We start from the raw sequence: 12,645 nt of genomic DNA on the forward strand, positions 1-12,645 counted from the left end.
ATTACCTAATGAACTGTCTATCCAGGCTGAACCGTCCTGCACCGAAGACAAAAATCATCACCAGCCCGCCGATGATTGCCATGACTAATTCGGCGCCGCCATCGCGGACGAACATGCCATTGCCCAGGTGCATCGACCACCAGGCGCCGATCATCTCAATGATGAAGATCATGGCGACTGTTGGAGCCAGCAAACCGAGAATCAACAGCGCGCCGCCGACCAGTTCCACCAGCGCCACCACCCAGACTGTGAGATGAGCCTGCGGGATATTCGCGGCCACGAAGTAACCCGTAGTCTTGTCGATACCGGTGATAAAAATCTTGTCCCAGCCGTGGAAGATAAAGATGATTCCGAGCATTAGGCGAAGAATCACAAGCGCGATATCGCGCATTACCGGTCGATCCATGAGGGACATGCTACCCGACGAGCACGGGAACTATACAGATGTCTCCAGGACGGGCCTGTTGCGAATTGTGTGTGCAATTCGTGTGCGGACAAGATTCTCAAAAGATGCCTGCTGCCCGCTTTGGCCAACGCTTCCAACGACTTGTGAACAGACCCTACAAACGCAAAAAGGCTTCTCCCAACCCCTCGGGAGAAGCCCTTCAGCCAAACACACCCGGTGTGTCATGTCTTAGGTAGCCCAATCGTAACAGGCACTGTCACCAGGAAAAAATCGCGTTGACGTGCTTAGAAACCTTTAAGGTTAATTATGGTCTAGCTCACGCGCTCCTGCGGCAAATCATCGTAACCGTCGTCGTCGAATTGAACGTCCGTGTAGGCCAAATCAGCGAAATCTGGATCCTCGTCATCGAGCTCAACTACCACGGCACCCGGACGAAGCAGCCGCTGAGGAATGCCCAGTTCTTCGTCCTCGCGGTGGCGCACACCTAAGCGCGCCATCTTCATGCGACGAATGCGACGGGCACGCAATTCCTGCTCAGCACGCACAGTGCGACGCAGGCTAACCAGGTAAACCGCCATCAGACCAACACCGAGCAGCGGAATCCACCAGGTCCAGCCGCCGACGAAAGCGGCAATCAGAATGGTCACCGCGATGAATGCGGCCAGACCTGCAACGGAGCGACGACGACGGGCAAAGCGGGTCTCTGCGTAGCGAGCATCCGACACTGGATCAAAGCCACCACGACCACGGCGCTTCTCCGCGAATGCGTAATCGTCCTCAGTGAGCTGGTCGTCAACATCAGTGACGGTGGCGGCGGGGAGGCCCGAGTCGCGGGAGTCACCCACTTCAGCGGACTCCTCGGCTTCAGCGTCAGACTCGGCCTCCGCGTCGGCAGCCTCGGCTGCCTCCGCGTTCTCAGCCGTGTCATCACCGGTGATTTCAGCGTCCTCGGCATTCTCGGAAACATCAGCGAACTCATCGAACATCAAATCATCAGCATCGACGTATTGACGGCGAACGTCTGTGCTGACCTCTGTGGCGGAGTTATCTGCTCGCACGGGCTCTGCCTTGACGGATACGGCCTCATCACGCTCGGTATCCTCGTCGGAAACGGCGTCAGTATCAGCATCGGCATCAGCAACGAGGTTTTCGTCCTCATCTGAATCGGCCTCGGCCGCAGCCGTATCTCCAGCCGACTCTGCAGATTCTCCGGACTGCTCAGACCCAGCATCCTCCGGGTTCACAGCCGATTCAGGCTCCGCTGGCTTTGCCGACTCGAGTTCATAGACGATATCGCCGTCAACGACGGCGGGGTTGGTTGCCTCGTCCTCGGTGTCGTCGATAAGCACATCGCTAACATCGAAGTCGTCGTCAACGGACGCGTCGACGGTCTCAAGCGAATCGTCGACCTCCTCGGTGACGCGGACGTCGGCTTCCGTAAACGACGGACGACGCCGTGTTGTGGCCAGTTCGTCGCCGCCGCGATGCAGCACGCGGGTCTTGCCCAGTGCATCGGAGGTACGACGAATCGGCTTGCGGGTGTTGACTACCAGCGGTGCCAGCACAAACAACCACAAGACAACGATGAGTATCAGCAATAGTGAACTCGACATAATCACTTCTCCTCGCACATCCGCCCCCGGGGATCGCCGTCTACCCCGGTCCTAGTGCGCTGACCGCACCGTGAGATTACACACACTACTCAACAGTGCAATCTACACAATGAAATCTGCACACCTAGCGCGCACATGCCAAATAGTAGAATCGGCTTTCACCCTATCGGCGCGCTCACTTATGCCCGGTCAGGCGCGCCGTTGCGGAGGATATTTCTCGGCCTCTTCATATCGCGCCCGCCCGTCGGACACGATTTTCTCCACCGCACTCGTATCGCCGATGCGCGCGTACGTGAGGTGATCGCGCCACTGGCCGTCCATATGGAACGCCTCTCGCGCCACACCTTCGAACTCGAACCCACAGTTTTGCAGCACGCTTATCGACGCAACATTGCTGTCCAACACCGTTGCTTCGAGTCGGTGGATGCCGATTTTCGTGGCATAGTCGCAGGCCAGCGCCACTGCGGCGGTGGCTGCTCCCCCGCGGGTAAACCGGCTGCCGACCCAATAGCCAATCCAGGCGTGGCCAACCGGAAAAGGTGTAATCGAGCCGAGGGTCAGCATGCCCGCCAACTGCCCGTTGACATCAATCGCCGAGACAATCATGTCGCCGTCGGCCTCGGAGCGACGCCAACTGCGCAGGTTGCGACGGTAAGTCGAGATTTTATGGGCACTGTCCCAATCGGTGTTGATGGTGGGCTCGACCGGGCGCAGAATGTGTTCGTCGGCAAGACGGAGCTCACGCCATGACCTCGCATCAGAGCGCTCGGGCACTCTCAGCCGCACTCGGCCTGCTTTCGTAATAAGTCGAGCAGTACGCACGATAGAGCAAACTCGCGGTTAAGCGCCGACTATGCCTGTCGAGCCATGAACAGGACATCAACCACATCACCCGGTCGCACGTGGAGCACGTCTTCCGGAATGACAATCAGGCTGTTGGCCTCGGACATGCCGGCCAGCAGGTGTGCTTGCGCGCCTCCCGAGCCACCGAGCGGCTGCACCATATATTCACCGGTTTCACGGTCACGCATGAGCTGACCGCGGACATAACCGCGTCGCTTCTCCGCAGACTCAATCGGGCCAATGGCGCGTGCGGTCACGGCACGACGGCGCGGGTTGCGCTTGCCCAGAGCCAGGCGGATTAGTGGCCGAACCATCACTTCGAAGACTACCAGGGCGCTGACGGGGTTCGATGGCAGCAAGAAGGTTGGAATCTTTTCGTCGCCGAGCAGACCAAAGCCCTGGACGGAGCCTGGGTGCATGGCAATACGGGAAACATCGACTTCACCGAGTTCTGCGAGAACCCGGCGGATCTGCTCACCGGCCGCGCCGCCGACGGCACCGGTGATAACCAGCAACTCACTGCGAATCAGCTGGCCTTCTATGATTTCGCGAATACGACGCGGCTCACCAGTGGCGATGCCTACGCGGTGGACTTCCGCGCCCGCGTCACGGCCAGCGGCAGCCAGCGCATAAGAGTTGACATCGTAAACCTGGCCGAGCCCCGGAGTGCGGTCGACATCGACCAGTTCGTTGCCGATGGAAATAACCGACATGCGAGGCTTCGGGTGCACAAGCACCTTGGAGCGCCCCACGGCTGCCAGCAGGCCCACCTGGGATGGGGAGATTACCGAATCCACAGATACGGCGACATCCCCCGGTTCCACATCCGCGCCGATTTTGCGCACGAAGTCTCCGGAATAGACGGGATGGAGGACATTGACGCGGCGTCCGCCACGGTCTGTCCAGTTCAGCGGCACAACTGCGTCGGCAAGCGATGGCAGCGGCGCTCCAGTTTGCACGCGCACGGCCTGCTTGGGCTGCAGGCGCATCGGGTGATGAGAACCGGCGGTGACTTCGCCGACAACGGGCAATTCAACTTCGCGGAAATCGACATCGGACTGGCGTACGTCCGGATGCAGTGAACCGGACTCACCGGTGATGTCGACAGCGCGCACTGCGTAACCGTCAATGGCCGACTGCACGAACCCTGGCAGCGGCTGCTCTGCGATGACGTCCTCGGCGCACAACATGCCCAGCGATTCCGAAATAGCGACACGCACAGGATCAGGCATCACAGCGTGCGCGGTAATGGCCGCCAACTGTTCTTCCACAGAACGCATGTTTTACCTTCCTCGACACCCTCAATAACCTTGTGGCTCGGTGCGCCTAAAGATTGTTGACCGTCTCTGCGACGGGCTGGTTTTTAAGCGTCGTCCGCCTGCGCCAGGCGCTGCTCCATGTATTCACGCAGCCCCTCGCCGTAATCCGGATGCCTGAGTCCAAAGTCTACGCAAGCGCGGATGAAGCCACCAGGATTACCCAGGTCATGGCGGAATCCCTTGTGGACGACCACATGTACCGGGTGGCCTTCCTGAATGAGCAGCTCAATGGCATCGGTGAGCTGGTACTCGCCGCCCTTGCCGCGTGGGATACGACGCAGCGCATCGAAAATTGCACGGTCGAGCAGATAACGCCCCACAGCTACGTAGTTAGAGGGAGCATCAGCGGGGTCCGGCTTTTCCACCATTCCCTTAACACGCTTGACGTCGGCAAATTCCTCATTGTCGGCCTCATCATCGCCGTGCTCTGGGGCCTCAATATCGAAGACGCCGTAGTTATAAACTTCCTCGTGCGGAATTTCCAGCGCGCACAGGACAGATCCACCATAGCGCTGACGAACCTCACGCATCCGGTCCATCACGCCGATTGGCAGCACCAAGTCATCGGGCAACATGACTGCCACGCAGTCTTCATCATCGTCTAACAAAGGCTCAGCGACCAGCACGGCATGGCCGAGCCCCAGCGGGCGGTCCTGAACGACCGACTCCACGCGAATAACCTCGGTCGCGCGGCGAACTTTCGCCGCAATCTTGTCCTTGCCGCGCTCATGCAGCGTCTGTTCCAGATCCGGCCGTGGATCAAAGTGCCCAAGCACACCATCCTTGCTGGGGGCGGTGACAATGGCCAATCGCTGCGCGCCTGCAGCCGCAGCTTCTTCAGCAATCATCTCGATACCGGGCGTGTCAACCACCGGCAACAGTTCCTTAGGCACTGTTTTCGTGGCAGGCAGGAAACGTGTTCCCATACCAGCCGCGGGAACAATTACAGTTCGAACTGGTGTCGACTTGTCCGACCCAGACTCTGTAGACGATGAGACCATAAAGGCCACGATACCGATATAACTTCCGATTGTTCGGAGGCTGACCCCGCGTTGGTCAGCGTTTTGACCAAAAATTTTCATTCCCGCTTGTCAGCATCGACCGAGTAGGTTGGCAAGTATGGTCTCGCAACCCCAATCTGCCAGCTCCAAAGCCCACGCACGCAGTGAGTTACTCGCCGCTCGCGCCGCAAAGGAAATCCGTTCACGCACGCTTGACGACGAAGCCCTGGTTCAGCGTTTGCAAAGTTGGTTGGCCACTTCCGTCGGCGACCTTACTGAACCTGTTATTGCCGCTTATGTCCCCGCCGGTGACGAGCCCGGCGCGACGCTTCCCGGCGAAAATACCGGCCAGGGGTTTGTAGACCACCTAGTCAGCGCCATTGCGAACGCTCGACTGATGTTGCCCGTCTGCCCACTCGGTGCCCCACAACCGCTGCGTTGGGGCTACTACACCGGGACACTGCGCAAAGGAAGGTTCGGGTTACTAGAACCGGTGCCTGCTGATTCAGCTTTTGCACCAGGGGAATTGGAACAGGCTGATGCCATTATTTTGCCGGCACTGGCAGCTGATCCTGTCACAGGTATGCGACTGGGGCGCGGAGCTGGCTATTACGATCGGAGCCTGGTTTTTGCCCGGCGCGAGGAATCTGCCGCGCATCCTGCAGCAATTGCGGTTGTGGTATTTGATGAGGAACTGCGCGAGGGCCTTGCTTTCGACACCCACGATATCCCGGCGGATTTTGTGATTACCCCCTCTGCGATTAGAAGGACTCAGGTTCACTAGCTGCGCTTAAGGGAAAATTCAATGGAACCGTTTGGGCATTTTTCGCGCCTAACCCTATATGAGCCTAAATTTTTCCAATCAGACTTTTTCTTTCCAGCGATTCCGCAGGCTTCGGCCAACAACTATTCGCCGCATTATTGCTCTGCTCATTTGCGTGTGTGCGCTCGGCCTTGCACTTTCTGAGTCACTTCGCCCACGCAGCGGCTACATCCGAGTGGTAGTTGGTGCCAAGGCAGTTGCCGCGGGCCACACCTTGGCAGAGGGCGACGTGACCGTAAAGGAGTTTCCTCGGGAATTGGTTCCCGCCACTGCAGTTACTGAACTTGCGGATGCAGCGGGTCGCACGCTTGCCATTGGCATGTCCGCTGGTGAGATTCTTACGGAGCAGCGCATGGTCGGCCCGTCGCTGGCTGGGGCGCTGACCGGAACGTCGGAAAGCAAAATCATTGCCATTACCCTGGCTGATGCCGGCATTGTCTCGGCGCTGCGCACGGGCGACAGCGTCGATATTGTCTCTACCGCGTCGGAGAGTGGTGCCGCTGCGCCACTAGCGCACGGTGCGAGAGTGGTCAACATTGTTGAAGACGAGGTGGTGTTGGTGGCGTTGCCTGCAGGTGCTGCAGAAGTTGTCGCGGCGACGTCCTTAACCTCTCCACTAACACTGTTACTGGCGGGATAGTGACTTAAATCTCACTAGATCCCTACCTAGAACCTACTGACCAGCGACAATACACTTTCGTTGAATTTCACAACAAATGTGGAACGGTTATAATAGGTAAGTACAATTCAAGTCCACAAAAGGATAAATCACATGCTCAAGGGCTTTAAAGACTTCATCATGCGTGGCAACGTCATCGACCTGGCAGTCGGTGTTGTCATCGGTGCTGCGTTCACTGCTATCGTCACTGCATTCACCGATAGCCTGCTCGAGCCACTGCTCAATGCCATCGGCGGCGCAGAGGTGACCGGCCTTGGCTTCCATATCATCCCCGGCAACGATGCTACCTACCTGGACTTCGCTGCTGTTATCACCGCAATCATCAACTTCCTGCTTGTTGCAGCCGTGGTCTACTTCGTCATCGTGGCTCCAATGAACAAATTCAATGAGATGCGTGAAGCGCGTCTGTCCACTCCGGCAGAGCCGGAGGTCACCGAGGCTGATCTGCTGACCGAGATTCGTGACCTGCTCGCAGAGCAGAACGGCAAGTCCAACAAGGAACTCAATTAGTCGGTAATTGCCGCTAGTGAAAAATGCGGGTGACACTCAGTTAGTTGAGTGCCACCCGCATTTGTCGTTTTTATTGGTATTCTCCGCCCCGTTCCCCGGCGCTAGCCCCAATGCGGCGGTCGCTGGCTTGCCCAGTAGTCCGCATCAAATCCACGTGCGTCCTCCGGTGACTCATCGTGGTAGGTCACCGCGCTCGCAGATTTCTTACCGGCCTTACGCGCGAAATTCTTCGCCGGTGCGCCCGCGCGGCGTCGCTGCCGGCGACCGCGCGATGGAGCCGACTGTGGCTCAGGACTACCCTGATCATCACTCATAGCTGCACCGACTCAAATCCTCAATGACATGAGCGACCAGCGGAAGAATGGTGGCCATACCATCGCGAACTGCTGGGCGGGACTCCGCCAGATTGATGATGACCGTCTGCCCCGACACGCCTGCCAACCCACGAGAAAGACCGGCATCGAGAATGCCAGCGCCCATACCCGAGCTACGAACTGCCTGCTCAATGCCCTGAAGGCGCACGTCCAGGACCTTTCGCGTCGCATCCGGAGTCTTCGCGCGCGGGCCAACTCCAACTCCACCAAGCGTGACGACGAGATCTGCGCCACCGACTACTGCGGTGTCCAGGGCCTTGCGAATCTCCCGCTTCGCTGCAACAGTGCTGACTACGGCATCGACGGAGTAGCCGGCCTCTTCCAGGAGCTCGACCATGAGCGAAGATGCAGCATCCGGCTCATCGAAGTGATCGCCCACCAGCACAACAAAGGCGTTGCGCACGTGGTCGTTGCCATTAATCAGCTGTTCCATCTCGGCGAGGTTGGCGTCACTCGGCTCGGTGCTAACGGTTTCGCTCATCTGCTCTATCTCACTTTCTCCCACGGTATTTCGACCGAAAGCTATCTCAAATAAGGGGAAGCACAGGGCATCAATCCCCACAATCAATGACTAATTCGGCGCCTCCGCCAAAGTGACATCGATTGTTCGCTCGTTGCCACCTCGCTCATCTGTAACTGTAAGTGTGACAGAATCACCGATCCGATGCGACCGGATAGCCGCGATTAGGGCCACGCCGTTGTCAAGTGTGCGGTCATCCAACTTGGTGATGACATCTCCACGCTTCAGACCAGCTTTGTCAGCAGGACCATCTGGAGTTACTTCTCGCACCAGCGCGCCACGGGTAATCGGACGCGTATCAATCTGCGCTCCAATCACCGGCATCCGCGCATTGCCAGTGTCAATCAGATCCTCAGCGATTCGACGAGCCTGGTCGATTGGAATTGCAAATCCCAGACCAATGCTGCCTGCCTGTTCATTGCCAGTGGTATTAGAAGCAATCACGCTGGGCACACCAATGAGATTTCCTTCCATATCCACCAGCGCGCCACCAGAGTTACCGGGGTTAATTGCGGCATCAGTCTGAATTGCATCAATCACCGAAGACTGACCATCTTCGCCCTGAGTCGAGACCGGACGGTTCTTCGCCGAGACAATGCCCTGTGTCACGGTGGAAGTCAGACCGAGTGGCGAGCCTACCGCCACTACTTCCTGACCAACCTGCACTTGAGCAGAATTGCCCAGCGAGATTGGTCGCAAGCCGTTGACACCTTCAATTCGAATGACGGCAATGTCAGTGGAAGCGTCACCGGCGACCAGCTTGGCGGGGTGAGTTGTACCGTCGGAAAGCAATACCTCCATCTCACCGCCCTGCTCAGCGCCTGCGACGACGTGATTATTCGTCAGCACCAAACCATCGGAGGACAAAATCGACCCCGAGCCAGAGGCCATCCCCTGGCCAGTGACGGTGGTGATGGAAACGACGCTGGGCAGTACCTTTTGTGCGACCTTTTCCACGGAGCCGTCGGCGGCGGCGACCTGGCGGGTCTCGGCCGGTTTATCCAGCGCGTTATTACTAGCGACTTCCGGCTGCGAGCGACTTGCCATCCATGCGCCAGCGCCGCCGCCAATGGCCGCTGAGCACACCACAAGCGCAGCTACGGCCAAAGCGCTAAGCCCCTTACCACGTGGCTTCGACTTTCCGTGGCCGCCTGGATTCGACGGCGCACCACCATAGGCTTCATACTGCGGCATTGCCGTGGTGAAGCGGGGGTCCTCCCAACCGCTGCCGGCGGTAGCGAATTGATTCGTGGAATCAGTACTCGCCTCAGCCCGGTTCCCGCTGAAGTCTCGGGAGTACGGGGAATTCTGTCCCAGCGGTTCTCCCTGCGAGGAATCGTTGAAAGAATTGCTCATACGTAACACCTTGCACTGTCTGACTGACAATTCCCTGAGAACAATCTGCAGTCTGTCCGATAATTCTCAAAATAAAACAGTGATTCCCCGCATCACACGACCTAAAGGTCGTGTGATGCGGGGAAAACATGGTTTTTGGATTTGCCCGAATCAGTCCGAACTAGTCGTCTCTATTTGCCCCTGGGCGCAGAATCACCGTCTTCGGGATGCGCCTGCGTGCCCAATTGATTCTTTTCCGGCTCGTGACCGCTATTTGCGCTACCCGGCAGCGTCACACGCATCAGCGCACCGCCATCATCGGATTCATCGACAGTGATAGTTCCGCCATGGCGCACAATTACCGACTTCACAATTGCCAAGCCCAGACCAGAGCCCGGCATGGATCGCGACTGAATCGACCGGTAGAAGCGCTCAAAGACCTTTTCCCGATCTTCCTTCGGAATACCCGGACCGGAATCCGCCACCGTAAACTCGGCGACGACTTCGCTAATTGGCCGCAGCCGAATTCGCACCGTGCCATTTTCCGGCGACCACTTGGCAGCATTGTCCATCAGGTTCAAAATCGCACGCCCCAGCCCCGCCGGATCGCCATAGACGTACCACGGCTGAGCCTGCACATCGAAGGTCAAGTCTGGGCGACGACGCTCAATACGCGTCAGCGATTCCGAAATCACCTCGCCGACATCGACGTGCTCAATGACCTGCTGCGGACCATCTTCACGAGCTAGATCAACCAGATCTCCGACCAGTGTCGACAGCTCTTCGAGCTGTGCAATCACATCGGCTTCCAGGTCAGCGCGATCCTCATCGGAAATGGTGGTACCAGACCGCGATGCCATCATCAATAGCTCAATATTCGTGCGTAACGACGTCAGCGGAGTCTTCAACTCATGGCCGGCATCAGCAACCAACTCAGCCTGCTTCGTACGCGATGCCTGCAGTGCCGCCAGCATCTCATTGAAGCTGCGCGTAAAGCGAGCTAGCTCATCATCGCCCTCAACCGGAATCGGCCGCAGTTCATCGGTTGCGGCCACCCGCTCAGCGGCAATGCGCAACCGTGTCACCGGCCGCAGGCCCGTAGTCGCAACCGTGATGCCAGCACCAATGGCAAAGAGCACACCAATGGCTGAGATACTCAGCAGGACTGCACCCAGCGCCTTGAGGATTGACTGCGTTGAGCTCAAATCTTGAGCCAGGATCAGCGTCGCGCCATTGGGGTCACGAATCGCAAAAATGCGGCGACCGTTGTATTCATCAGTACGAATAGACTCAGCGCGATTACCCCGCAGCACTGCCAACTCAGGGCCACCAATGGAAATCGTGTCTCCCCTACCGGTGACGCTTCCCTGTGCAAAGTAGACAGCATCTAAGTCAGGATTGAGAATCTTCAGCGACTCTGCCGAGAACGACGGGCCGATAGCAAACTCGGACGCGTACGGGGAATTGAGCAACTGAGTGGCCTGATTACGCAAGTTATTATCCACTTCGCGGTACAGCGTTGCCTGCACTGTAAAGAACGCAGCTAGCGTCATCAATCCCACCGATGCCGCCACGATGAGCGCCGTCAGAATTGTCAGCCGCCAACGCAGTGACGGGATTCGCGAACGCCGCGGCAGGTCGGCAACATCCGACCACTCCTCCGCGTCCGTTTCTTGGGTTTGCCCTTGCTTTCCGACGGTGCTTTGCCCCGCAGCGGCCTTCGCCTTCGAGGCCGAACGCTGTTCTGATTGCGCGCCACCGCCGGTCGAACGACGACGGCGCAACATCACGGTGCGGTCTCCCGCATCACATAGCCGACACCACGGACGGTATGAATCAGACGAGGCTCCCCTTCGGCCTCTGTCTTACGGCGCAGGTAGCCGATGTAGACCTCCAGCGCATTGCCGGAAGTTGGGAAGTCGTAGCCCCAGACATCTTCCAGAATGGCGGTACGCGACAGCACGCGACGCGGGTTGCTCATCAGCAGCTCCAGCAGCGCGAACTCCGTGCGGGTCAGGCTAATACGGCGGTCACCGCGGAATACCTCGCGTGTCTCCGGATCCAGGGACAGGTCCTCAAACTGCAGCGTGGTGGCATCTTCAGCAACCGACACTTCCAGCGCCGCGCGCCGCAGCAGCGAACGCACGCGAGCGAGAAGCTCCTCCAGCGCAAAGGGCTTTGGCAGGTAGTCATCCGCGCCAGCGTCCAGGCCAGCGACGCGCTCAGAAACCGAGTCGCGTGCGGTCAGCATCATAATCGGCAAATCATCGCCCTCGCTGCGCAGACGACGGCACACATCGAGGCCATCAATCTTGGGCATCATGACATCCAAAATGGCCAAATCCGGGCGGTCCTTTTCAATCTTTTCCAGGGCCTCTTCGCCGTCTTCAGCCAAATCAACGGTGTAGCCGTTGAATGTCAACGAACGCCGCAGTGCCTCGCGCACCGCCTGATCGTCATCAACTACCAAAATCTTCATACTGTCTATTGTGCCTTGAAAAGATAAGGCGAGTGTGAAAGCGACACATATTCTTTGTGAGAGTGTTCAGCACCTCACTTATCGCTCACCTGGGTACCCCTGGCCCAAGGCCGAATAAAAAACCTCACCCGCATCACCAAGCGAGGTAATACGGGTGAGGTTTTTAAAAAAGCTCTTTTAAATCGTTCCTTGCAAAAATGAGGAACGCAATAGCCGGTTGGGGCGCGCCTTAGAACTTCTCGACGTCGACCAGGCCGAGCTGAGCAGCCTTGGCGATACGACGAGGAACCATGTAGGAACGGCCGTTGACCTTAACTTCCTGGAGAGCAACATTGTTGCTCTTCCACTGAGAACGACGTGCGTGGGTGTTAGCACGCGACATACGACGCTTCGGTGTTGCCATTGTGGATTTCCCCTCCTGTCCTTAGTTCTTCTTCGCGCGGCGAATGCGGTTACCGTAACGACGCTGGAACTTCTCGACGCGACCAGCGGTGTCCATGACACGCTGAGCACCGGTCCAGAACGGGTGCGACTCGCTGGTGACGTCAACGACGATCAGCGGGTACTCGTTACCGTCTTCCCACTCGACAGTGCGGTCGGAGGTTGCGGTGGAACGGGTAAGGAAAGAGTGACCCGTGCTTGCGTCCTTGAATACCACTGGGTGGTAATCAGGATGGATGTCCTTCTTCATTAAATCTCGTTTCCCTCAGGATTGAACTTCAGGTCGCTTTCGCCCGGCACCA

The 12,645-nt window shown here is 58.0% G+C and carries 15 protein-coding genes; 3 read left to right on the forward strand and 12 right to left on the reverse strand.

The window, feature by feature from the left end; translation table 11 throughout:
- Position 1: 1 nt before the first annotated feature.
- The 5 genes from Q4E11_RS07915 to Q4E11_RS07935 all read right to left on the reverse strand — a co-directional run bounded on the left by Q4E11_RS07915 (position 2) and on the right by Q4E11_RS07935 (position 5,182).
- On the reverse strand, positions 2-391 hold the full coding sequence (locus Q4E11_RS07915) for a DoxX family protein (protein WP_303165100.1): 390 nt from the start codon (positions 389-391) through the stop codon (positions 2-4).
- A 326-nt stretch (positions 392-717) separates the two neighbouring features.
- A complete protein-coding gene (gene glpR, locus Q4E11_RS07920; protein ID WP_303164993.1) occupies positions 718-2,019 on the reverse strand; it encodes a gephyrin-like molybdotransferase receptor GlpR in 1,302 nt (433 codons plus the stop codon).
- A 189-nt stretch (positions 2,020-2,208) separates the two neighbouring features.
- The gene (locus Q4E11_RS07925; RefSeq protein WP_303164994.1) at positions 2,209-2,841 is read right to left on the reverse strand and encodes a GNAT family N-acetyltransferase; all 633 of its coding nucleotides are present in this window, start codon (positions 2,839-2,841) and stop codon (positions 2,209-2,211) included.
- 29 nt (positions 2,842-2,870) lie between these two features.
- Positions 2,871-4,142, reverse strand: coding sequence for a gephyrin-like molybdotransferase Glp (gene glp / locus Q4E11_RS07930; RefSeq protein ID WP_303164995.1), 1,272 nt, complete (start codon positions 4,140-4,142; stop codon positions 2,871-2,873).
- A gap of 83 nt (positions 4,143-4,225) precedes the next feature.
- Positions 4,226-5,182, reverse strand: a complete 957-nt coding sequence (locus Q4E11_RS07935; RefSeq protein WP_303164996.1) for a UTP--glucose-1-phosphate uridylyltransferase — start codon at positions 5,180-5,182, stop codon at positions 4,226-4,228.
- Between the two features lie 118 nt (positions 5,183-5,300).
- Here Q4E11_RS07935 and Q4E11_RS07940 point away from each other — a divergent pair, with 118 nt between their 5' ends.
- The 3 genes from Q4E11_RS07940 (at position 5,301) to mscL (ending at position 7,194) form a co-directional block, all read left to right on the forward strand.
- Entirely contained in the window at positions 5,301-5,966 is a 666-nt protein-coding gene (locus Q4E11_RS07940; protein WP_303164998.1) for a 5-formyltetrahydrofolate cyclo-ligase, read from the forward strand.
- 58 nt (positions 5,967-6,024) lie between these two features.
- On the forward strand, positions 6,025-6,645 hold the full coding sequence (locus tag Q4E11_RS07945) for an SAF domain-containing protein (protein ID WP_303164999.1): 621 nt from the start codon (positions 6,025-6,027) through the stop codon (positions 6,643-6,645).
- 132 nt (positions 6,646-6,777) lie between these two features.
- On the forward strand, positions 6,778-7,194 hold the full coding sequence (mscL, locus tag Q4E11_RS07950) for a large-conductance mechanosensitive channel protein MscL (protein WP_303165000.1): 417 nt from the start codon (positions 6,778-6,780) through the stop codon (positions 7,192-7,194).
- 101 nt (positions 7,195-7,295) lie between these two features.
- On the opposite strand, the gene Q4E11_RS07955 is transcribed toward mscL, so the two are convergent.
- From Q4E11_RS07955 to Q4E11_RS07985, 7 genes are all read right to left on the reverse strand, one after another.
- The gene (locus Q4E11_RS07955) at positions 7,296-7,508 is read right to left on the reverse strand and encodes a hypothetical protein (protein WP_303165002.1); all 213 of its coding nucleotides are present in this window, start codon (positions 7,506-7,508) and stop codon (positions 7,296-7,298) included.
- On the reverse strand, positions 7,501-8,001 hold the full coding sequence (locus Q4E11_RS07960) for a molybdenum cofactor biosynthesis protein B (RefSeq protein ID WP_303165102.1): 501 nt from the start codon (positions 7,999-8,001) through the stop codon (positions 7,501-7,503). The genes Q4E11_RS07955 and Q4E11_RS07960 overlap by 8 nt, the downstream gene beginning before the upstream one ends.
- 138 nt (positions 8,002-8,139) lie before the next feature.
- Positions 8,140-9,444, reverse strand: coding sequence for a S1C family serine protease (locus Q4E11_RS07965; protein WP_303165003.1), 1,305 nt, complete (start codon positions 9,442-9,444; stop codon positions 8,140-8,142).
- A gap of 170 nt (positions 9,445-9,614) precedes the next feature.
- On the reverse strand, positions 9,615-11,210 hold the full coding sequence (locus Q4E11_RS07970; protein WP_303165004.1) for a HAMP domain-containing sensor histidine kinase: 1,596 nt from the start codon (positions 11,208-11,210) through the stop codon (positions 9,615-9,617).
- Positions 11,210-11,902 carry a response regulator transcription factor gene (locus Q4E11_RS07975; RefSeq protein ID WP_303165005.1) on the reverse strand — a complete coding sequence of 231 codons (693 nt, stop codon included), beginning with the start codon at positions 11,900-11,902 and terminating at the stop codon, positions 11,210-11,212. The genes Q4E11_RS07970 and Q4E11_RS07975 overlap by 1 nt, the downstream gene beginning before the upstream one ends.
- Before the next feature lie 229 nt (positions 11,903-12,131).
- Complete coding sequence (gene rpmF / locus Q4E11_RS07980; protein ID WP_303165006.1) at positions 12,132-12,305, reverse strand: 50S ribosomal protein L32; 174 nt, start codon at positions 12,303-12,305, stop codon at positions 12,132-12,134.
- A 21-nt stretch (positions 12,306-12,326) separates the two neighbouring features.
- Positions 12,327-12,593, reverse strand: coding sequence for a type B 50S ribosomal protein L31 (locus tag Q4E11_RS07985; RefSeq protein WP_297452659.1), 267 nt, complete (start codon positions 12,591-12,593; stop codon positions 12,327-12,329).
- Positions 12,594-12,645 lie beyond the last annotated feature (52 nt).

This window comes from Corynebacterium sp. (assembly GCF_030532195.1).
Taxonomy (GTDB): Bacteria; Actinomycetota; Actinomycetes; order Mycobacteriales; family Mycobacteriaceae; genus Corynebacterium.